Consider the following 21,598-nt stretch of genomic DNA (forward strand, 5'->3'; position numbering starts at 1 on the left):
CGTACCGGCTCAAGCAGCGGCGCAAGGAACCAGAGTACAATCTCTCAGGGGTGGATCACATTCAAGCGAGCACCGGTGGATCACTCCCACGCGAGCGCGGCGGATCAGAATCTCGTTGACAAACGCACATCTGGCTCGGCCGGCGGCACAATACTGGTCCTCCCACTGTCGTTGTTCCTCATCGGAGTCGTCCGCGAGGTCAGAACAACACGTCAGTCTCTTGCGCCGGCGCCTTCCCGTCCTCCGTAGCGGTGATTGACCGGGGATTGTTGCGTGGAGACAGCGATCCGGCAACGATGTCTGCGCTAGGACAACGATTCTGCCGGGATGGCTGCGCTGGTGCAACAAACCCGCTCTGGGTTGCCGTGGCGCAGCAATCCTCGGCCGACCGCTGCATCGGCGCAGCGGTCCTGGCGAGATCGTTGCCTCAGGGCACAGGTTCAGCCGCGACGTGTGCGCTGGCGCAACGATGGACTTGCACTACCCACCGGGCGATGCCCTCTACCCCGTGGCGTCGGGACGACCTCGCTCCGGCTCCAGCGGGGCACCCATGTCCACCGTCGGGCTTTTCCAGCGGTCCATGATGTCCGTCCAGTTGGGGCTACTTTTTTCTTACCAACTCCACTCCGTCCTTAAGGGCAAATTCGTTCAGAACCGCCTTTAGGATCCTGGCCTTGTTTCTGACGTCGTCTTGTTTGATTTGCTCTCTTATGATTCTCCGGGCTGCTTCGTCCAATGAACCTCTCAGGCTCGCCAGATCGAGTAGCGTTGCAGCCTTGCAGAAAAAGCTCCTCGATCTACCCTCATCAAAACCCTCTATCATTGTTTCAAGTAATCTGATCCGTCTTTTCTGCTCTTCTACGAATCGCTCAATTCCATGTTCTCTTACAAAACGCAGGTTCACCATGACTTTCTTGTACGATGGGTAAGAAGAAGACTCTTCCAATTGCTGATATTCTTCACCACTTTTGAACTTGGGGCACGGAAAGTCTGAACACTCACCACAGACTTCAAGGTTCTTCTTCTTGACGCAACAAGTTATGAAAGAACATGATGGATGCTTATGAAAGAAATCGGGGCCACCACATCCAGGACATCTTGAGGCGCCTACCGTGTAATATCTCGGGCATAGACCGCAATCGAGACCACATACACCGATTGTCGGATATCTCTTCGTTGGGTGTCCTTTCGGCTCGGAGTCTGTTTGTTTCATGGGTTTTGCCTCCTCATTTCCAAAGCACTCGGTTGATCCCTAATCACCGCCAGACACAAGATTCTTCCACCTGGCAATACTACCTCCTGACACAGGCGTGATTGGAGGAGGCTCAACGGGTGGCAAACACAAACGAACCCAAAAAGGCGCATAAGTCCGATCAGGAGACGACACAGAAGGTTCAGGAAGCGCTCCGTAGAGACAAGAACCTCCGGGGCTATGCCCTGGAAGCAGATGTAGAAAACGGAGAGGCTATCGTGCGCGGTGTGGTAGACACCCTATCAGAAAAGCGGCACGCTGGGACCGTAGCCCGGGGCAAGCCGGGGGTCAAATCGGTTGACAACGTGATCTCATTGAGCACAGACGGCCAGACCGATGATCGGGACGTGGAATTCGAGGTGGCGGAGGAGCTGGAGGCAGACCCATCTGTCAACCTGAGGCACATCGGCGCGGAGTCCTCACGCGGAGCAGTGACACTCGTGGGTAACACGCGCGACCCGGACGAAGTGGAGGCTGCCAAGAAGGCTGCGGCAAAGGCTCGAGGGGTAACCAGCGTGACTAGCCAGGTTAAAGTGCATAAGGAACTCCAACCTGACGAGTTGTTTCACAGTCAGGTCAGGAATGACGAAGAGGATAATCCTCCGCGGGAAGTGCCCGGCCGCCGGTAACGCCTTGCCAGGACAGGGATCGCAAGACCGGCTACCCATCGAAGCGGGGGCCCCCGAGTGTAGGCACCCCGCTTACTGCACTTATCGAGGAGGAAACAGGCGTACGTCATCCGAAAAGTGCCGGGGAATCAGGCAATACGTTTGAGGGGCGGTGCGGTGTTGAGCCAATGGAGGTTTACCCGGGAAAACCCTTGCCCGACCTGCTATAGCTGGATTCCCAGGGATTCCCCTTGTGACCATGAGAAGTACGTGTGCCCCACCTGCGGAAGAAAGCAATGCCTCAGGCACTGGCCATATCCAATGAAATCCGAGACCGAAGCCATCCACTTCCTGAAATCAGCCGAAGTGGTTACAGGAAGAAGGTGCTTCGTCAGGAAAGTGGCCAACAACGCCGGCAAGGATAAGTGGAAGATATTCACCTCCGAGGAAGACTATCAGAGTTATCTCGAGAGCAAAAGGCACAAACGCCAACAGGCCTGATGCTCAGGACAAGCCCCGCCCTGACTCGGTGGCTTGAACCAGGGCGACAAACGCAATGGCGGAGTCGTCGTCATACGATAGACTCAGCAGTACCCGCGTCTTGCCCCGCTCGCTTGCCAGCAGGGCAAGGCGACCGCCAAGCTCGACCAGCGGCTCGCCCCGGGGGCCACGGAGGACTTCGATATCCCGCAGGTCGACACCGCCATCGACCCCGCCATCCCAACCGATGCCTAGTGACTTGAACACCGCTTCCTTCGCCGCGAACCTCGTGGCGTAGTAGGTGGCGGGGGCATGATGGCTCTTCCCCATCAGCTGTTCCCTCTCAGTGAAGACCCTGTTGAGGAATACGTCCCCCGATCTTGCGAGCGTCTCGGCCATGCGGCTGATTTCGATGATGTCCACGCCCACACCCAGCATCAACGCACCCGTCCCCCAACCATAGAACCATTGGTCGCCGCGCGACCGTTGGCTGGCGCAGAGCCGTCAGCGAGCGCGTGACCAGCGCGCTCAGCTTCTCGCCGCCACCAGGAGAGCAGCACCTGCCACGTCTCGAACCGTGGCGCCTCTAGACAGATCGCTCACCGGGCGGTCAAACCCCTGCAAGATCGGCCCATAGGCTTTGGCGCCCGCAAGCACCTGGACCAGCTTCGAGGATATGTTGGCGGCATCCAGATTGGGAAACACCAGTATGTTGGCTCGTCCCTCGACTGCGCCCGTATCCATCATCTTCCGGCGCGCAACCGCCTCGACCAGGGCCGCATCAGCCTGCATTTCGCCGTCGAAGAGCAGGCCTGGGGCCTTCTTACGGGCCAGATCCACCGCCCTGGCCACCTTATCCACGTTCGGGTGATTTGCACTGCTTTTGGTGGAGAACGACAGCAATGCGACCCTTGGCTCCCAGCCCAACAACTCACGGGTGCTCATGGCCGTGGCGACCGCAATGTCCGCCAGTTGTTCGGGACCCGGATCCGGGTTAATCGCAGGGTCTGCGAAGACCAGGAGGTTCCCCTGGCTTCCCGCAAAGCCGGGAATGTCCATCAGATAGAAGCTGGATGGGAGGCCGATCCCCTGCTTGAGGCCTATGATCAGCTCGCTGGCCATGATTACCTCGTCCGTGGGATGGGCGATGCCCGCCACCATACCGTGGGCATCGCCCTTTCTCACCATCATGGCGCCGAAGCAAAGCGGCTGGCTGAGTATCCGCCGGCATGCGCTCTCCGGCATGGTTCGAGGATATGGGTGTTTCTGTCTCAAACTGGATCATGCACAGGCGATTGGAGCAATGCCGGCGCGAATTGGTGCGCATTGGGCCAGTCAGGGACAGCATCACCGAAATCGCTTTTCGCTGGGGGTTCAACGATTCCGCCCACTTCAGCAAGGCATTCAAGAGGTTATTTGGTCTCTCGCCGCGCGACTATCAGAAGCGTCACTTCGGTGATCCGCCGAAACCGTGCGCGGATCCATCTTCGCGGCTACCCCCCGCGGCAGGCCATCGTCTGATGACGCGCACTTGATGGTGCCTCCCTGGTCCGGCCATAGTAAGCGCTGCCTCAGGCCCTGTAGGCTTTCCGGAAGAGGTCCAGGTAGTCGGCTCTGCTTATGGTCCTGCAGTTGCTCGGGGTCGAACCGTTGATAAACGACGCCTCGGCCAGGCGGTCGAAATCGTCCGGAGACACACCGGGCTGACTGCCGAACTCCGGGATACCGACGTCCTCGGAGAGCCGCTCGAGTTCTTCCACGAGGAAGGCAGCGGCCTCGCGCGGAGGCATTACGTCAACGGGTAATCCGCAGATCCGGGCTACCTCCGCATGCACCTCCGGGTTGGCCTGCGCGTTGAACTCCGTCACCACCGGCAGGAACATCGAGTTGGCCACACCGTGGGGCGTGTCGTAGAGGCCCCCAATCGCCTCGGCCATGCAGTGTACCGCGGCAACGTCCGAGTGTGAGAACGCCACCCCGGCCATTACCGAGCCAAGCATCATGATGTTCCGGCTCTCCCTGGTCCCCTCCAGCACGGCCTCCTTCAAGTTGCGGAAAGTGTACCGCATGGCCTCTTTGGCCCAGGCCTGGGAAAACGGATTCGACGCCTTGCAGGTATACGACTCGATCGCGTGGACGAATGCGTCCATCCCTGTCGAGGCCGTGAGCCCCTTCGGCAGGTTGTGCGTTGTGGCGGGATCCACAACGGCGAGCCTGGGAGCCAATCGAACGCTTTTCACCGTCATCTTGAACTTCCGGCCGGTGTCGGTTATGACCGAAGAGCGAGTAACCTCCGACCCTGTTCCGGCCGTCGTGGGCACAGCCACGATGGGCACCACGTCCTTGGGGAACCTGTCGCGCCCTTCGTACTGCCTGAGCGGCGCGTCGTTCGCCTGCAGCACGGCGATTGCCTTGGCCGAATCGAGCACCGACCCGCCCCCTACCGCAAGGATCATATGGGCCTCGAACTCCCTGATGGCCAGTCCGCCTTCTTCACAATCGATGTCGCGGGGGTTCGGCTTCACATTGTCGAACACCCGAATCTCGAATCCCGCCTGCCGCATATCCTCGAGCAATGGGTCGACGATGCCGGCCTTCCTGACTCCGGGGTCCGTGACGACAAACACCCGGCTCCCCTTGAGCGTTTCTTTAACTAGAGCCGGTAATCTCTTGAGCATCCCTTCACCGAACTCGATGCGCGGAGGTAGATGAAAGCTGAACGTTCTATCCATTTGCCCATTCCGCCCTTCAAAAGACGTTATCGAACAGCCTGCTGAGTTGACCCTGCACCGCACGACCCTTTCGGAGGCCCTCAGCAGGGCGCGAACGTCGCATTCCCCCACTCACAGGCGCGCGACTTTGACGCCCCTGAGCCGCGTCCTAGTCACCCGGACCTTGCCAGCATCCTTCCCTACCTCAATCTCGCAGGTCACGCTCCCTGGATTCGCCCGCTCGACCGTCTCCTCCTTCAGCACGGAACACACGGCCATGGCCGTCCTCAGTGGGGTCAGGCTGCCGCGATGGCTGAGAATGGGGCCAGGGGAACAGGGGAGTGGCACGGGCTCGGATATGACCTGGGGCGGTAGTCCAGGAAGCCCTCATCCACTTCGAGGTAGTCCCTCACGGGGTAAACCCCCGCATTGTTGATGAGCAGTGGAAGTGCCGAGCTGGACAGCGAATTCTGCGCTTTGTGTTACTTAGGCACGCTCAAGAACTATAGTTGTAGTATCTCAATTCTCTGCGCAGTCACACTCACCCCATTTCCCCTCTTCTCCAGTCTCCCAACTATCTGGAGTGCTGGCGCAGGATCTGCAAATATTAACTGTCCGTATAATTGGTATACTTTCTCGAAGACAGTTATATCGATAAGGCCGTGTTCATCTTCCAGAGACAAAAACACAACTGTCTTACCACTTCGTGTCGGAGGCCGGTGCGGTCGTACAGGGAATCCCGCCACTTTAACTACGGTTCCCGGCTTGGCGTTTAGCACGTTTTCGCTTGACAGGTATCCTTCAGCCTTAAGCCGGCTCCTCATAAGCATCATGGGATGATCACTGATCGTGATCCCGAGGACTCGATATTCATAGAGTACCTTTTCAGGTAGAGAAAAGTCATTGATAGAGGAATGGTCCTCCGAGATATTCCACCTTAAGTCTGGTTGCCTGCCATCGTCTACTTGTAAGCGCGCTGCCTCAATTACGCTGCTCAACTGCCAAAGCAGAGATCGCCTATTCGTACTGATTGAGTCGAACGTCCCGCACAATATGAGGTTTTCCGCGACGTTCCGCGGCGGGTCAACGCGGCGACAGAAGTCGAATAACGAGGTAAACGGCCGGGCTCGCCTGGTTCCTATGATCCGGTCAAGAGCCTGCCCCGTCATGTCCTTGACACACGCGAGCGAAGTCCTTATGGCCCCATCCTCCACAGTGAACGCTTTCCCGCTGCTGTTAATACACGGACCCAACACCCGGACACCTCGCCTTCGCGCCTCCACGCAAATCGTGTTAGCAGGGTAGTACCCCATTGGTTGATGACTGAGAATGGCTGCAAAGAAGTGCGCCGGGTAGTGGTTTACGAGGTATGCTGTTTTGGCAGCGGTAACGGCGAACGACGCAGCATGGGCCTCACAGAACCCGTAACCGGCATACGACTTGATGCAGCCGGCTATCTTCTCGGCCACGGCTTGAGGTGTTCCGTTTTCTACTGCTCGGGCCACGAACACCTTGCAGATCTCTTGCATCTCCTTGACAGATCTATTGTGGCTCATGACCCTCCGCAATCTGTCAGCCTCTCCGGGTGTAAATCCAGCGACGGTTACGGCGATTTGAATTACCTGCTCCTGGAATAGAACCACACCATAGGTTTTATTTAAAATGGCCTCCAGTCTGGGGTCTACATAGCTCACCGGCTCAAACCCACGCCTTCTCAATACGAACGGATCGACCATGTTCCCTTGTACCGGGCCTGGCCTAATAAGGGCTACCGATGCTACCAGGTCCTCGAACCTATTTGCAGCCAGCCGTCCTTGTAGGGCCCTTTGAGCGGGAGACTCAAGTTGGAACATTCCGATGGTGCGGCCCTGGCGGATCATCCTGTAGCTCTCCCTATCCTCAACAGGGATCTTGTCATAGTCGACGCTTCCTGCGGCGGTACTTCCTGGACTGCCGTTGATCATTGCCACACTATCCTCAACCACGGAGAGCATCCTTAGTGACAATAAATCGAGTTTAATGAGGCCGAGGGCTTCAATATCGTCTTTATCAAATTGGGTCACTACCACGCCCTTCGCGGCTTCCTGCAAAGGTGTTAGCTCGGTCAACGGTTTCCGGCTTATGACGATCCCGCCAAGATGAGTTGACAGGAAGCGTGGGAAACCTGCTATCTTCTCGGACGCCTCCAATAGATGCCCAAATTTCACGGGGTCGAGCCTCAAGTCGCGGAGCTCCGGCAAGCGTTCCACTACGCTCTTCAGGTCATCAGCAGGTACATGAGGCAGCCGCTTTGCCAGCCTGTCAATCTCTTCTTCCGAAAACCCCATCGCTTTGCCAAGGTCCCGAACTGCCGATCTCGCTTGGAAGGTGTTATATGTACACACAGACGCTACCTTGTCGGCTCCGTACTTCTTTGAGGCGTACTCCGCAACTTCGTCCCGGTAGCGCGCGTCAAAATCAACGTCGATATCAGGGCTCTGAGCCCTCTCCAGGCTCATAAATCGCTCAAACAGGAGTCCCCTTGCGATTGGATCCACATCAGTCAGATTAAGACAGTAGGCGACAGCAGAATCTGCGGCCGAACCTCGTCCCGCGTGGCGTATACCTCTACGTCGTGCATAGTTGACGATGTCGTGCACGATAAGGAAGTAGTCATCGTACCCCAAAGCAGTTATGATACCGAGTTCGTGTTCAAGCCTGTCGCGGATTTTGGCAGTAATCCTTCCGTATCGCTTCCGCGCTCCCTCGCGCACGAGGCCCCTGAGCATCTCCCTCGCGAGGGTTCCCTCTGGAGTGGGGAAAGATGGATAGCACTTTCCCTCGACCTCGAGCGCTACGCTACACCTCTCAGCAAGGAGTGAGGAACCATTCACGGCGGCAGGGTATTGGGCGAAAAGGGCCTCCATCTCGGCAGGCGTCTTGAGGTAGTTTTCAGCATTAATCTTCCGCTCTGGATTAACGTCATCCAGCTTGCTCAGCGTCCTCACGCAGGTCAGAAGGTCGTGGATAACGAAGCCGGCTTTACACGAATAGTGAACATTCGCGGTGGCTACCATGCCAAGCCCAAGCCTCCCGGCGATTTCTGAAAGACGCTCGTTAAGCATCGTGCTTCCGGGTAGAAGCCCCTCCGACAACTCGATGAAGAATTGGTCATTGCCGAACACGCTCACATATTTGCGTGCTGCCTCAAGAGCTCCAGCATAATCACCTTTTAGGATTCGGGAGGGAATCTCGCCCCGCCGGCAACCCGATAAGGCGATCACTCCCGCTGCATGGTCTCGCATGACCTCAATATCCAGCGCTGGTTTCCTTCTGGGGTTATCCAGATGTGCCCTGGTAAGCGCGGCGCAGATATTCCTGTACCCCTCGCTGTTTTCCGCCAACAGAGTAAGGTGTGGCGAAGGCTCCGTTCCGCACCATTTCAACGTGGCCTCCACCCCTTGAATGGGTTTCAACCCGCGCCTCAGAGCGGCGTCTCGGAATTTGACGGCAGCGCTCATGTTATCGTGGTCGGTAACGGCCAGTGCTTCCATCCCGAGGTCTGCAGCCCGGTCTACCAGCTCCTGGATCGAGCTCCCGCCATCCAGGAAGGAAAATGGGGAATGCGTATGAAGGTGAGGAAACTTCACGGTATCAACCCCGCTTGGAGCAAGATGAAAAGACGCTGTTCAATCGTATATCTTGTATAGCACCCACCGGCCGGCACACGCTTCGAGCTCTGCCACCATGCCCCCATCGGAGATCACCCTATAGATAACCCTTTCCGGCTCACCCTCCCACCACCGTCCGGTCTCGGCCCAAGTATCCATGATCCTCGACACTCTGAACCATCTACGCCAGAAGAATTTCGCGGGTTTCACCTGCGCGTCCGTTATAACCAGCACCGGTTGGTTCACTACCTTGCTCATTTGATACTCCTGCTTTTTGCCCTTATGGGATCCCATAGGGAGAGTAATTCTTCTCTCCTGGAAGTTTTGAGGTTGCTTCCTCTTGTAACAGCGTCTCCACTGTACCTATTACTGAGGGACACAACCGCATACTCGAGCCTTCTTGCAGGCACACGGGTGTTCATGTCTGCCGGGCCAAGGGGAAGAGGTATTTGCGCTCCTTCTGCCTTACCCAGCTCACCCACACTGATTACTATCTCTTCCACGGGGGCAGAAATGCCAGGCATACTACTGAAACATGCCCACGCTACTGTTTTCAGTGCTATGGGGGACGACTTGCGGAATGGGAAAACACGTGAGGCGGTTAGTCTTTCCCCGTTCTCCAACGCTACTTCGACGCGGATACTGCCTGCTCCACACCCCCTGCTCCTGAGTTCCCCGCTCACCCGAAAGCAAACTACCTCTAATCCCCTCTTGATAACCTCTGTCGAATCAGTGCTGCCATCAAACGAGACACGCCCGACGACCTCTGGGGGTGGATAGGCCTGCTTAACGTAGTCATTATCTATTCCTCGCACCAGATCGTGAATCTCGCCCCCCACACGCCCGAACTGTTCCACCAGCTTGACTTTAGGAACCCTGCTTATCTCCTCAACTGTTTTTATCCCAAGGGCCTCTAACTTAAGTTGCACCTCCTGTGGCACCTTCCATAGATAAGAGACCCTGAGGCGCTCAAGGAATTCCTTTTCGTTTCTAACAACAGCCAAGCACAGGGACACACCATCTATCCCCGACACTTCCTCCATTCCCTCTGCCCCTTGTCCCATGCTGATCTGGTCTGCCATCTGCACCGTAGCTGCGCGGGAAACGAATTTAGAACTTGCTACCCCTGCCAGCATGAGGAATGAAAGACCGGACAGTTCCGCCCTGGTCGCCTGTAAAGTGGCCTCTGCGTCAGCATTTCCGGACAACCTCACAAAGGCCTGATTGGGACTGATAGGCTCTACTACCGGAGAGTGGTTGTATAGGATATCCAGGAATCTGCGCGACGAAGCAGTGTATTTTCCTTCACAATACTTGGCGAAAACTATGTTTGGACAGATCAGCAGTGCTTGACGACGGGTCATGTTCATCCTGACACCGGAGCAGTAAGCCTTTCGAGAAACATCAAGACAGACCCCATCTTTAAGCACCGCCAGAGGGGTGTTTACGTCGTAGCTTTCACAAGCAGCATAGAGCCCTGCAAGATCAATAAATGCGACTATCGAGCCGGAACGGTTCATGGCGATCACCTATTATCAAACATATGTTCGGGGACAAGACCAATTATACCAGGGTTCCCCCAAAGTCAAAAAAACCGGTACGGGTGATAAAGCCCCTTAAACGCGACCCTGCGAGGATTTTTGTCCTGCGCGTGGCGCATTACCAGCACTTTCTTTCGCGCCGTGCTTAGTGCATATAGGTGGAAAATGAACCCTTTCAAGACACGGAGGGCGCCTTGATACCGGGGCAAGGTTTACACGCCGTCTATCCTGAACTCGAAGAAGGCCTCCATCTACGCCAAGCAGACAGATGACCCGCAGCTCCGCACAATGTGCGAGAGATTCCGTGACCTTCATGAGAAGAACGTCAGGGTGCTGTCCAATCTTGTCGGGGAGTCCGCCGGCGGGCCTGAGGGGATGGGCGGCGGATTTGGCTAGGTGAGACGATTCTAGTTCAAGGGGGTAGACGTGTGGCTGACAAGTTGAGCGACAGGGACATCGCGGCTGATCTGCTGTCAGGGGCGAAGCAGCTATCGACAGGATATCACGATGAATACGTCCAGAGCACCAAAGAGTTGTTTGACTACATGCATAACAAGGGCTGGCATAACGTAAAGCCAGTGACCGGCCCCATGGGGGAAAGCCCCCGAAGCTAACTGCGTGTAGAAGGTGCTGAGAGGCAACCACGGCGTGGTTGCCTCTTTCACTTAACGACCACTTGACCCTTCATGGATGGGTGGTAGGTGCATATATAATCAAACGTACCGGATTCGGTAAACGTGTGTTTGAAAACCCCGCCCTTGGCCAAGTTGCCGCTGTTGAATCCCTTGCCAGTGGCGGTGTGGGGAGCCTGGTCCTCGTTTACCCACGTCACGGTTTCTCCTTTGTGTATGGTCAGGGTTGCCGGCTGGAATTTAGACTTCTCGATTATTACCACGTTCTTGTCTGGCGTTGAGCCAGGTTGTTCATTCCCCGGCTGCTTACCACCGCAGCCACTTGTCAAGATGAGCACCGCAAGCATTACTATCAGCAGTAAGTACATCTTGTTCATGCGCATCCCGTTCATGCTAGCACCCCCCCTGTCTACCCTATTGTGAATCCCCAGAACCACAGGCCCAATCCGAGGAAAGCATGGATAAGCGCCACCACCACAATCGCATACCCATTGCGACGATGCCAAACGAACGGAATCTTTATGAGCCTTCTGCCGGTGACGACCTGGAGAGAGATCAACGCCAGCAATAACAGGCCCAGCCACAGGTGCAAGGGCTGACCAAGGATCAAGGTATCGCTATCATAGACGTCACTCCCCAGAATTCAGTCAGTTGTGGTACGTTACGGCGATTGTATCAAACAAAGCTGTAATTCGACCAGCGGCCAGTGCACGCTGTTAGCCATTCGCTGAACGAGGTGTAGACTACAGTTGGCAGTCGATTAAACATCTATTTAACTATTGCTGGTAAAGTACAGGCGCGAGGAGAAGCAGGTGTATTATTCTTTGGACGATTCGCACGTGATCAACCTCATAAACGAGGCAGCGGCCCACACTCTATGTACCCTAGCACTAAGGTCAAAGTAAGTCCAGGTCTACACAAAGGTAAAACACGATGAGGAAGTCGTGGGCTTAACTACCTTAAACGGAGGTGTCAGCACTTTCGAAGCACCCTGCCCGCGCGCTGACCCGTGAGTTCGCCGTCCGCGAGCACGGGCACCCCGTTGACGAGGACGTACCTGATCCCCAGAGGAGGCAATCGCGGCTCGGTGAAGGTGTTGCGGTCCATCACAGAAGAGGGGTCAAATAACACCAGATCCGCGGCATATCCAGGCTTGATTAGGCCCCTGTCGTCGAGACCGAGCCGGGTTGCGGGGAATCCGGTCATCTTGCGAATGGCCTGCGGGAGGGAGATGACGCCTTCCTCGCGAACGTAGCGGCCGAGGATCCGCGGGTAAGAACCGCCCACCCTTGGATGCGGTTTGCCGCCGAGAAGGCCGTCGGTTCCTACCATCCCCAGCCGGTGCTGAAGCCCCAGGCGAACGTTCTCTTCAGAACCGAGCATGGCTGCCATCGACACCGCGCACTCCTCTTCCAGGAGGAGGTCGAAGACGAACTCGGCAGGGGTTTTCCCCACCTGCGCCGCAGCATCGGTCACTATCGCTCCTTCGAATTGCCTGTTCGCCGGTGTCTTTACTGCGGTTATCATGATCCCTTCCCAGCCTGCAAGCTGGACGTAGTTGTCCCACGCTGGCTGTGTACCGTCGGAACTACCCGATTCACCGCATCCGGGGCCGTCTCCGTTGATGTCGCGTGCGATGCGACGTCGGGTCTCGCGGTCGGCGAGCCTACCCATGGTGGCGTCGACCCCCCCCTCCAGCGCCCAGGGTGGCAGGAGGGCCATAAGCAGTGTGCTGGCGGCGGTGTACGGATACTGGTCATAAGTGACGTCCATCCCGCCGTCGACTTCCCTGTCAATGCGGGCCAGGGCGGCCGCAAACTTGTCCCAGTTGCTCCTCCCGCCGGCCTTGAAATGGCTTATGTGCAGAGGTAGTCCAGCCTTGCCGGCAATGCGTATGGCTTCCTCGAGTGACTCCAGGAGGAAATTGCCCTCGTTCCGCATGTGGACGACCATAATCCCGCCCCAGTCAGCGACCCGCCGGTACAGCCTGATCAGCTCCGCTTCGTCCGAGAAAAGGCAGGGCGGGTATATCAGGCCGGTTGACATGCCGAAGGCTCCGGCTTTCATACCGTCGTCGATGAGACGCTCCATATTATGGAAGTCCTGCTCTCCCGCCCACGCCTGCCTGATTCCCATGACGAGCAGTCTCACGTTACCCTGGGGCAGGTAGGTGGCGACGTTGACGGCCGGGCAGGCCGCCTCCAGCCGGTCGAGGTATCCGGCGAGAGATCGCCAGTCCCAGTGAAGAAAGGGATTGCCCGCCAATCCGGCGAGGAATCGCCGCCATTCGGTTACACGCTCATCGTCCACTGGCGCCGGACCTATACCATCCTGGCCGATTACCTCGGTAGTCACGCCCTGGCGTATCTTAATCTCCGCCAGTGGCTCCACCAGGACCATCAGGTCTGAGTGGCTGTGCATGTCGATGAAGCCCGGGCAGAGGGCAAGGCCGCTGGCGGGAATCTCCCGGCGACCTCTGCCTTCCAGGGAAGGGGCGAACGCGGCGATGCGGTCACCCGCGACCGCCACGTCGCCGCGCTGGCCTGGATTACCGGTTCCATCATAGACTGTGGCTTCCCTGATAACGAGATCGAACAATTCGTACCCTCCCGTTGTACCTGGCGCTATCCTAGACGGCGCTGCGCCCGCCGTCGACCGATATGACCGCCCCGGTAATGAAGGACGCGGCGGGGCCGGCCAGGTAGACAACTACATCTGCAACTTCTTCCGGTGCAGCGATTCTCCCGAGGGGATACTCCCCGCGGATCCTGTCACACCAGTCCGGCGGCGGACCCCCTGGAAACAGGGCGTCAATCATCGGGGTCTCTACCAGACCCGGGCAGACGCAGTTAGCCCTGACCCCACCCGGGCCATAGTCGATGGCGACCTGGCGGGTGAGCGCGATAACCCCCGCCTTGGAAGCGGAATATGCAGCCTGGCGTGGAGTGGCCTGCAGGCCGACTCGGGACCCGATCGTGACAACAGCGCCGCCTCCCCGCTGCAGAATGGCCGGGATAGTACACTTGAGGGTGAGGTAGGTGCCGGTCAGGTTAACGTCGAGTACCCGATCCCAGTGCGCGCGCTCCGTGTCCAGCAACGACGCCGGGTACTGTACTCCGGCCGCAGCGCATACGATGTCCAGTTCCCCATAGAGACTCGTGGCCATTTCCATGGCCGCGGTGATATCGGCCTCGCAGGTCACGTCGGCTGGGTGAAACCGGACTTCCAGACCCGCTTCACGCAAGGCTTCCGCTGCCGCTTCCCCATCGGTCTCCGGCAGGTCGAGGCTCACCACCCTCGCCCCCGCTCTGGCAAGTGCGGCAACCGCTGCCCCACCGATGCCCCCCGCTCCCCCGGTTACAAGGGCCACCTTATCGCGCAGGTACCCTGCCCACGCATACCCGGTGAATGCCGTGGCCGCCGTCAGGCCTGCGCAACAGTCCATCATTCGGACACCACCGGGTTCGCCAGCCTGCAGACTCCCTCAACGTGCACCTCGACCGTGTCGCCGGGTTTTATCGGCGCCATGCCTGCGGGCGTGCCCGTTGCAATCACGTCCCCCGTTTCAAGGGTCATGAACCGGCTCACCGCAGCGACGATGGCGGGGATTTTATGAACCAGATAGGACGTATTGGAGTCCTGCCTCACCTCTCCGCTGACAATGCAACGGATGGTCAGCCGGTGAGGGTCGGGGAGTTCGTCGGGCGTTACCAGGTAGGGGCCGAGCGGTGCGAAGGTGTCGATGCTCTTCGACCTGAACCAGGGGTCCCCACGCTCAACGTCTGCGGCCTGCATTTCTCGTGCGCTCACGTCGTTACAGCAGGTGTAGCCGAGCACGTGATCGAACGCCTCCTCCGGCTTTATGTAGCGACCTGGTCTCCCAATAATGAGTGCCATCTCAGCCTCGGGGTCCACGCGCCCCGCCCAGGACGGGATCCTGATGGCGTCCCCGTGACCGATCACCGCCGAGGAAGCCTTGCAGAAGAACAATGGTTCCGCCGGCAGGTACAGCCCGCTTTCTGCCGCGTGGGCCGCGTAGTTGCGCCCGAGACAGACCATTTTGCCAGGCCGCCTGACCGGCGGCAGGTAGCGGACTCCCGCTCCCAGCTCCACCGGCCGCCCGGCCGCTGGTTCATCCAGCCGCGCGGCCAGATGGGCCAGGAGGTCGTACTGCATCGCCAGCGTCACGAGTGGCTCCGGTTCTTCCAGCGCGGCGTCGACCCCCGCGACGAGTCCAGTGACGTCCACCGGACTCCCCTCATGTTCGACCGCTACGAAACGCCTGCTTCCGGCTTCCATCAACGCGAGTCTCATTGACCGCACCATCCTTCCACGGCCACGACCCTGGCCGGCGCCCCGTCTCCGTCGCGGAGCTTGACCGGCAAGGCCAGCAGCCACACCTCGTCCTCTTTGATTTCCTCGAGGTGAGTCAGGTTCTCGATGAGTATCCGGCCGTTCCCCAGGTAAAGACGGTGAATGTCGAGGTCCAGGGGGAAGTCCACCGCCAGGAACTTGATCCCCTTTTCGAGCAGGTACTGGGCAGCGTCATAGTCCAGTCCGGGGATGTCGGTAAAGTACTTCCCGGAATCCCAGCGGCGGTCCCACAGGGTGCGGATGATGACGCCTACGTCGGGCCCCACGTTGAGGGCCTTCGCCTTGTCTAGGCCGATCCTCCCGCGCTCTCCGATTCCCGACGCGTCGAGAACCACCGCGCGGCTTATGACTTGAGCCAGCGGCACGTTGTCGATCGTGGTTGCCCCGGAACAGAAATGGGCCGGCGCGTCCACGTGCGTCGCTGAATGAGTGGCCATTTCCAGTTTCCTGACCATGCATTTGTTCTTCTCGTAGGTGCCGGTGACCTCGACTTTCACGGGTGCGTGGTAGTCGCCCCAGAACTTCGGCATCCCTTCGTAGACGGTTAGTGCCAGATCGATGAAACGCAATTGACCGCACCTCCTGAAGAATTGATCGGCCCTGTATCGATGCCGGCCGTGGCGCGTGGCTCAAGCCCCCTGATTACACGGGTGAGCCGCGTGAAATCATCCTGATGGCCCCCACCGGGCAGACCCGCGGTTCTGCGCAAAGGCCGCAGCCGCCGCAGGTTCCCGGATCTACCTGTCTCCGGCCGGCGCCGTCAACGGGCGTAATGGCGTCGTGAAAGCAGAACCCCTGGCATCGCCCGCAATCTGTACACAATTCCGGCGTGACCGAGGCTACTAGGTCACCACCGCGGGCGATCTGCTCCAGCTCCAGGAAGAAAACGGCAGCCTTCCCGATGAGAGCCTGCACGGTCGTGCCCTGCGAGGAAACGTAGGCCCCGATGCCCTCGACCATCGAGGTGATCACCTGGAATCCCGAAATCATCACAGCGGAGCATACCTGGACCGACCCCGCCCCGGCGAGCAGGTACTTGATTATGTCGCTGGCGCTGGTTGCCCCGCCGGTGGCGCTCACCGGCCGCCCGAGCCGCCTGTATGCAGCGAGCACCTGGGCCAGCACGGCATATTTGATCCACGGGCCGCCGTGACCGGCGACCGAGCGGTGCATCACCGGGGCCATCGTCTCGATGTCTATGTCGAGCCCGGCCGGCCGGTTGGCCAGGGTGACCCCCGCAGCGCCCGCCCGCAACACCCGCTCGGCTATGTGGACAATGTCGGGCCGGAGCGGGAGCTTGGCCACGACTGGTACCGGGCTGCCGGTCGACGCCGCCTGGACCTGTTCTTCGAGAATGGCCAGTGAGCTGCCATCTATGGAATGGGGGCACGACACATCCATCTCCAGCGCGCTAACCCCGCAGGAGCCAATCTGCGCCGCCAGGCCGCGCCACTCCTCCGGGTCCGCGGCCAGGAGGCTGCCGAAGACGGGCCGGCCGCCGGCGGCGCAGGGGAACGCCCGCGTACGCCGTCGCCAGCCGGTTTTGGGCCTGTTCCTTCATCCGGGCCCGCACTTCGCCGGCTGAACGCTTTGTCGCGCGTTCGGTCATGCGCCTTCCCTCCTCCTGTCACCTGTCCTCGCTCCGAGGTATGCCTGGCGCACACCCGGGTCGTCCAGGAGCTCGCCCCCGGTGCCCTCCATCACGACCCGGCCGGTTTCCAGCACGTACCCGTGGTCTGATATGGCGAGCGCCTGTGAGGCGTTCTGTTCTACCAGCAGTACCGGGATGCCACGGGAGTGGATGTCGATTATCGCCTGGAACAGGCGTTCTATCAGGATCGGCGCCAAGCCCAGAGAGGGCTCGTCTAGGAGCAACAGCCTGGGCTTCGCCATAATGCCCCTGGCCACGGCCAGCATCTGTTGTTCCCCTCCAGAGAGGGTGCCGGCGGGCTGGCGCGAGCGCTCCTCGAGGATCGGAAAGAGATTGTAGACATATTCTAGATCCGCTCCGAAATCGTCCCGACGGGAGTACGCGCCCATCAGGAGGTTCTCGTAGACAGACATGTTCGGGAATACCTTGCGGCCTTCCGGTACGTGGACTATCCCCCGGGCAACGATGAGATTTGGCTTGCGGGGCAATTCATCCCCCATGAAACGAATGCTTCCGGACTTAACCGTTATCAGGCCCGAGATGGCCTGCAGGAGGGTGGTTTTCCCCGCGCCGTTGGCCCCGATGATGCTGGTGATTTCCCCCTCGCGCACCGTGATCGTGGCCGAGGAAAGCGCCTGCACCGCTCCGTAGCATACCGAGAGGTCCCGGATCTCCAGCACTGCGGTCACCTCCTCCGCCCCAGGTAGGCTTCGACTACGAGTTCGTTATCCTGGATCTCCGTGGGTGTTCCGTGGGCGATGACCCTCCCGAAGTTCAGGACAGTAATCCGGTCGCAAAGATCCATGACGACGTCCATGTGATGCTCGATGAGGAGGACGGTAAGGCCGTACTCCCTGGTGATCCTCTGTATCAGGTCCGTCAGATCGAGGGTCTCCCGCGGGTTTAGCCCGGCCGCGGGTTCATCGAGGAGCAGAAGCCGCGGTCTCAGCGCCAGCGCCCTTGCGATCTCCAGCTTGCGCTGAAGACCATACGGGAGGCTCGTCCCTTGAACGCGGGCCATACCTGCCAGTCCCACGGCGGCCAGGATTTCCATGGCAGTGGAACGCGCCTGTGCCTCAGCGCGCTTGACACCGCCCGTACGCAGGCAGGCGTCGACGAGGCTGTATTCAGCCTGCCGGTGAAGTGCGGTTACCACGTTCTCCAGTACGGACATGCCCTTGAACAACCGTATGTTCTGAAACGTCCTCCCGATGCCCTGGGCGGCTATGCGGTGCGCGGGCATGCCCGCGATATCGGCTGAAGCCAGTCGCACGTGCCCCGAATCGGGGCGGTAGATGCCCGATATGAGGTTGAAAACGGTCGTCTTCCCCGCCCCGTTGGGACCGATCAGGCCATATATCTTGCCTTGTGGGACACTGACGCCGAAGTCATCCACGGCAACAAGGCCGCCAAAGCGTTTAGTCAGGCCCGACACTTCCAGCAGGAAGCCCACGGGGGCGGTATCGACGGCGCATGGCATGCTAGTCATGACGGCTCCCTCCTCTCGCGCCGGACGCGTGCGGCCAGTTGTCCAAGCCACTCCCATGAGACCTCGAAGTTCCCGCACAGGCCGCCCGGGCGGTAAAGGATGACTACCAGGATGGCCACGGCGTATATGACGAACCTCCAGGCAGCCGCAAAACGCAGGATCTCCGGCAGCGTGGTTATGAACACTGTCGCCATCACTCCGCCCGTGAGGCTTTGCAAACCCCCAAAGAAGACGATCGTCACCAGCTCAGCCGACCTGTTCCACCCGAACATGTTCGGCTCTATATAAGTGATGTAGTGGGCGAACAGCGCCCCGGCGAGTCCAGCCAGGCCGGCGCTGATGGCGAAGGCGGCCTGCTTGTACCAGAAGGTGTCGATGGCCATCGCCTCGGCGGCCAGCGGGTCGCTCATCAGGGCGATGCAGTTCCGGCCGTACTTGGAGCGCACGAAATTCCTGACCAGCGCGAGGGAGGCGGCCGCCAGTAGCAGGATGGCCCACGGTCCCGCCGATAGGGGTATGCCTGGCAGCCCCACGGCGCCACCCGTGATGCCTGGAAGCGCTGTGACCAGCGCGCGGATTGCCTCGCCGACGCCCATGGTTGCGAGAACGAAGTACTCGCGCCGTAATCTCAAGGTGGGGTAGCCGATGACCAGCGCTACGAGGACTGAAACCAGCGTGCCGCCAGCCCAGGCCAGCGCGGAGGGCAGGCGGAGGTTCAGCATCAGCAGCGCGGAAGCGTATGCGCCGATGGCCATGAATCCGGCGTGACCGAAGGAAACGAGGCCGGTGACGCCCATCAGGAGGTACAACCCCGCGACGATCATGACGTTCAGGGCGGTGAAGACCAGGATACCCTGGTAGAATGAAGACATGCTACCCCACCTTCAGGCCTTTTCTTGAGTGAACCTGCCCAGGAGCCCGCTGGGCCGGACCAGTAAAATGAAGATAAGTAGCGCGTAGATGAACACCGGGCTGAAGGCGCTCGACACGTAGGCGACGAGCATGATCTCGATCAGGCCGAGAACCACGCCTCCGACGACGGCCCCCGCGACACTTCCGAGCCCGCCGAAGATCGCGGCGACGAAGCCTTTCAGTATGAGTTGACCGAGCTGCGGGTACACCGAATACTTGATCCCCAGGAAGACGCCGGCGATGCCCGCCAGGCAGCCCGCCATGAGGAACGCGAAAGTGACTATCCGGTCGGTGTCCACGCCCATGAGGGCAGCCACCCTGAGATCGTAAGAGGCGGCACGCATGGCCCTACCGATCTTCGTTCCATAGATGATGAAGTTCAGCGCGACCAGCGCGAGGCACGCCGTCAGCATCATCAGGAAATCCAGGTAGCCCACGGTCACCGGCCACTGGATCAGGGGGGTGGATGTTACAAGCCTGGGATACACGTAGAAGGTGGCTCCAGCCCCGACGAGCAGCAGGTTCTCGAATAGCAACGACACCGCCATAGACGAGATGAGGAAATAGACGATGGGTATCTCCCTGAGGCGGATGGGCCGGAACGCTCCCTTTTCGGCCAGCGCGGCGACAATTGCCGTGGCAGCGCCGGCTACGGCGATTGACCCCGCCAGGCCCAATCGCAGCAGGCCCGCTCCCAGCAAACCCGCGTAAGCTCCGACGGCCAGCAACGAGCCGTGGGCCAGGTTCGTAAACCGCAGGATGCTGTATATCAACGAGAATCCCACCGCGATCAGGGCGTAGATACCGCCTATTGCTATGCCGTTGATGGTCTGCTGGGCAAGCAAGTTCACCCCTCCCCGGGACCCACTTCTGACATTCGCACGTCCTCTCTCCGTCGGGCGGTCCCGCCGATATCCCGGGACCGGCTTTTCGCGGCCGGTCCCGGAGCCATCATCACAGTCTCCTTCGGGTTCAGGGCGCCTTGTACCTGGTGACCAGTTTGAATGCACCGTTTTCAACCTTGATGATCGCCATCTCGATGTTCTCGGGACGGTGCGTCTTGTGGTCTATGGTGATAGTGCCCGTCAGGCCCGCGACGTCTTTTGTACTCTCGAAGGCATCGCGGAGGGCATCTCTCTGTTTGTCCACGCTCATGCCCGCCAGATTGCGCGCCCCGATGCGCTTCACCGCATCCTTGAAGACTTCGAACGAGTCATGGATCATCGCCGCGTTGATTTCGGGTTCGATCTTGTACGCCGCGAAATACTTGTCGCGGATGGCCTTCAGCTTGGGATCCTGGAACGATGCATAGTTAACGTAGTAGGACCCCTCAACTTCCTTGGCAGCCATCTGGAGCAGGACCTGGGAAGGCCAGCCGGTGTGCCCGAGAAAGGGGACATTAATCCCCAGTTCGCGGGCCTGTTGTGCGGCCAGGGCGATCTCCTTGTAGTAGTTCGGCAGCAGGATAGCGTCCGGGTTCGCCGCCTTTATCCTCGTCAGCTGGGCGCGGTACTCCACGTCCGAACCCTGGAACACCTCCTCCGCGACGATGTCCCCGCCGTTTGCCTTGAAATAGTCGATGAAGGGCCTCACCATCGTTGTCGCAAAGGCGTTGCCCTGGTTATAGAGCACCGCTACGCGCTTGAACCCAAGCTCCTTGAGGGCGTATGCCGCCATCGTCTTGCCCTGGACGATGTTCGAAGCAACCGTCAGGAACGAGTAGCGGTTGAGGCCGGTCATCTTCGGGGTGGTGACGTTGGGGTCCACCGCGTTGGCCAGGACGGGCACTTTCTTTTGCTCCGCCAGCGGGGCGAAAGCGAGGTTCGCGTTCGAGTTGTTGGTCCCGAACACCATGACGACCTTGTCCTGGTCGGCCAGCCTGTTGAATGCATTCACTGCTTCCTGAGCGTCACCCTTGAAGTCGTATGTCACGACTTTGACCTTGACGCCGTCCAGGCCGCCGGCCTTATTCAGCTCGTCCACGTAGATTTTGAACGCGTTGGATTGCGCCGTCCCCCAGGCTGCCGTACCGCCCGTCAACGCCGCAAGCTCGCCCACCACGATAACCTGTTCCCTGGCGCCGCCGCAGCCGGCCAGCAACCCGGCCGTCATCGCAAGCAGCAACACGATACCGATACTACGTGCCATTTACCTGTCCCCCCTCGTGAAATTCTCGTGAAATCAGTGGAATACGCCGAACACAGAGCGCCCTCAGCGCCCTCCCGCGAATCGCGACTTGCTTCCTTGTTCGCACCCCCTTCGCGCCTCCACTTGCGTCTCCGCCTTGCGCCTCGCGCC

The 21,598-nt window shown here is 59.4% G+C and carries 22 protein-coding genes; 3 read left to right on the forward strand and 19 right to left on the reverse strand.

Annotation, left to right across the window (positions count from 1 at the left end; all coding sequences use genetic code 11):
- Nucleotides 1-601: 601 nt before the first annotated feature.
- Nucleotides 602-1,213: a DUF3795 domain-containing protein gene (locus HPY55_05370; protein NPV70058.1), complete on the reverse strand. Its 612-nt coding sequence runs from the start codon at nucleotides 1,211-1,213 to the stop codon at nucleotides 602-604.
- A gap of 119 nt (nucleotides 1,214-1,332) precedes the next feature.
- Here HPY55_05370 and HPY55_05375 point away from each other — a divergent pair, with 119 nt between their 5' ends.
- Nucleotides 1,333-1,881 (forward strand): BON domain-containing protein, encoded by a 549-nt coding sequence (locus HPY55_05375; protein NPV70059.1) that lies wholly within the window; start codon nucleotides 1,333-1,335, stop codon nucleotides 1,879-1,881.
- A gap of 483 nt (nucleotides 1,882-2,364) precedes the next feature.
- On the opposite strand, the gene acpS is transcribed toward HPY55_05375, so the two are convergent.
- Both acpS and HPY55_05385 read right to left on the reverse strand, forming a co-directional pair.
- Nucleotides 2,365-2,781 carry a holo-ACP synthase gene (gene acpS, locus HPY55_05380; protein ID NPV70060.1) on the reverse strand — a complete coding sequence of 139 codons (417 nt, stop codon included), beginning with the start codon at nucleotides 2,779-2,781 and terminating at the stop codon, nucleotides 2,365-2,367.
- An 87-nt stretch (nucleotides 2,782-2,868) separates the two neighbouring features.
- Entirely contained in the window at nucleotides 2,869-3,615 is a 747-nt protein-coding gene (locus HPY55_05385) for a phosphate acetyltransferase (protein NPV70061.1), read from the reverse strand.
- Between HPY55_05385 and HPY55_05390 the strand changes: the two genes are divergently transcribed.
- A complete protein-coding gene (locus HPY55_05390; protein ID NPV70062.1) occupies nucleotides 3,597-3,875 on the forward strand; it encodes a helix-turn-helix domain-containing protein in 279 nt (92 codons plus the stop codon). The two genes, HPY55_05385 and HPY55_05390, sit on opposite strands and share 19 nt — an antisense overlap.
- Before the next feature lie 36 nt (nucleotides 3,876-3,911).
- On the opposite strand, the gene HPY55_05395 is transcribed toward HPY55_05390, so the two are convergent.
- The 5 genes from HPY55_05395 to HPY55_05415 all read right to left on the reverse strand — a co-directional run bounded on the left by HPY55_05395 (nucleotide 3,912) and on the right by HPY55_05415 (nucleotide 10,221).
- On the reverse strand, nucleotides 3,912-5,072 hold the full coding sequence (locus tag HPY55_05395) for an iron-containing alcohol dehydrogenase (protein ID NPV70063.1): 1,161 nt from the start codon (nucleotides 5,070-5,072) through the stop codon (nucleotides 3,912-3,914).
- A gap of 111 nt (nucleotides 5,073-5,183) precedes the next feature.
- Nucleotides 5,184-5,330 carry a hypothetical protein gene (locus HPY55_05400; protein NPV70064.1) on the reverse strand — a complete coding sequence of 49 codons (147 nt, stop codon included), beginning with the start codon at nucleotides 5,328-5,330 and terminating at the stop codon, nucleotides 5,184-5,186.
- Between the two features lie 224 nt (nucleotides 5,331-5,554).
- Complete coding sequence (locus HPY55_05405) at nucleotides 5,555-8,680, reverse strand: DNA polymerase III subunit alpha (protein NPV70065.1); 3,126 nt, start codon at nucleotides 8,678-8,680, stop codon at nucleotides 5,555-5,557.
- Nucleotides 8,681-8,719: 39 nt separating this feature from the next.
- On the reverse strand, nucleotides 8,720-8,959 hold the full coding sequence (locus HPY55_05410) for a hypothetical protein (GenBank protein ID NPV70066.1): 240 nt from the start codon (nucleotides 8,957-8,959) through the stop codon (nucleotides 8,720-8,722).
- Entirely contained in the window at nucleotides 8,956-10,221 is a 1,266-nt protein-coding gene (locus HPY55_05415) for a hypothetical protein (protein ID NPV70067.1), read from the reverse strand. Before HPY55_05415 ends, HPY55_05410 begins: the two co-directional genes overlap by 4 nt.
- A gap of 449 nt (nucleotides 10,222-10,670) precedes the next feature.
- Between HPY55_05415 and HPY55_05420 the strand changes: the two genes are divergently transcribed.
- A complete protein-coding gene (locus tag HPY55_05420) occupies nucleotides 10,671-10,856 on the forward strand; it encodes a spore coat protein (protein ID NPV70068.1) in 186 nt (61 codons plus the stop codon).
- 47 nt (nucleotides 10,857-10,903) lie between these two features.
- Here HPY55_05420 and HPY55_05425 read toward each other — a convergent pair whose 3' ends face one another.
- The 11 genes from HPY55_05425 to HPY55_05475 all read right to left on the reverse strand — a co-directional run bounded on the left by HPY55_05425 (nucleotide 10,904) and on the right by HPY55_05475 (nucleotide 21,448).
- The gene (locus HPY55_05425) at nucleotides 10,904-11,251 is read right to left on the reverse strand and encodes a cupredoxin family copper-binding protein (protein NPV70069.1); all 348 of its coding nucleotides are present in this window, start codon (nucleotides 11,249-11,251) and stop codon (nucleotides 10,904-10,906) included.
- A gap of 595 nt (nucleotides 11,252-11,846) precedes the next feature.
- A complete protein-coding gene (locus HPY55_05430; protein NPV70070.1) occupies nucleotides 11,847-13,472 on the reverse strand; it encodes a D-aminoacylase in 1,626 nt (541 codons plus the stop codon).
- Between the two features lie 31 nt (nucleotides 13,473-13,503).
- Nucleotides 13,504-14,322, reverse strand: a complete 819-nt coding sequence (locus HPY55_05435) for an SDR family oxidoreductase (protein NPV70071.1) — start codon at nucleotides 14,320-14,322, stop codon at nucleotides 13,504-13,506.
- Nucleotides 14,319-15,188 carry a fumarylacetoacetate hydrolase family protein gene (locus HPY55_05440; GenBank protein NPV70072.1) on the reverse strand — a complete coding sequence of 290 codons (870 nt, stop codon included), beginning with the start codon at nucleotides 15,186-15,188 and terminating at the stop codon, nucleotides 14,319-14,321. The genes HPY55_05435 and HPY55_05440 overlap by 4 nt, the downstream gene beginning before the upstream one ends.
- Nucleotides 15,185-15,817 carry a cyclase family protein gene (locus HPY55_05445; protein NPV70073.1) on the reverse strand — a complete coding sequence of 211 codons (633 nt, stop codon included), beginning with the start codon at nucleotides 15,815-15,817 and terminating at the stop codon, nucleotides 15,185-15,187. Before HPY55_05445 ends, HPY55_05440 begins: the two co-directional genes overlap by 4 nt.
- Nucleotides 15,818-15,890: 73 nt before the next feature.
- Nucleotides 15,891-16,649: a 4Fe-4S binding protein gene (locus tag HPY55_05450; GenBank protein ID NPV70074.1), complete on the reverse strand. Its 759-nt coding sequence runs from the start codon at nucleotides 16,647-16,649 to the stop codon at nucleotides 15,891-15,893.
- A gap of 204 nt (nucleotides 16,650-16,853) precedes the next feature.
- Nucleotides 16,854-17,579 carry an ABC transporter ATP-binding protein gene (locus HPY55_05455; protein NPV70075.1) on the reverse strand — a complete coding sequence of 242 codons (726 nt, stop codon included), beginning with the start codon at nucleotides 17,577-17,579 and terminating at the stop codon, nucleotides 16,854-16,856.
- 5 nt (nucleotides 17,580-17,584) lie between these two features.
- Complete coding sequence (locus HPY55_05460; protein ID NPV70076.1) at nucleotides 17,585-18,379, reverse strand: ABC transporter ATP-binding protein; 795 nt, start codon at nucleotides 18,377-18,379, stop codon at nucleotides 17,585-17,587.
- A gap of 5 nt (nucleotides 18,380-18,384) precedes the next feature.
- On the reverse strand, nucleotides 18,385-19,260 hold the full coding sequence (locus HPY55_05465; protein ID NPV70077.1) for a branched-chain amino acid ABC transporter permease: 876 nt from the start codon (nucleotides 19,258-19,260) through the stop codon (nucleotides 18,385-18,387).
- 12 nt (nucleotides 19,261-19,272) lie between these two features.
- Nucleotides 19,273-20,145, reverse strand: coding sequence for a branched-chain amino acid ABC transporter permease (locus HPY55_05470; GenBank protein ID NPV70078.1), 873 nt, complete (start codon nucleotides 20,143-20,145; stop codon nucleotides 19,273-19,275).
- A 127-nt stretch (nucleotides 20,146-20,272) separates the two neighbouring features.
- Nucleotides 20,273-21,448 (reverse strand): ABC transporter substrate-binding protein, encoded by a 1,176-nt coding sequence (locus HPY55_05475; protein NPV70079.1) that lies wholly within the window; start codon nucleotides 21,446-21,448, stop codon nucleotides 20,273-20,275.
- Nucleotides 21,449-21,598: the final 150 nt, after the last annotated feature.

The sequence above is a fragment of the Bacillota bacterium genome (assembly GCA_013178305.1).
Taxonomy (GTDB): domain Bacteria; phylum Bacillota; class Sulfobacillia; order JABLXB01; family JABLXB01; genus JABLXB01.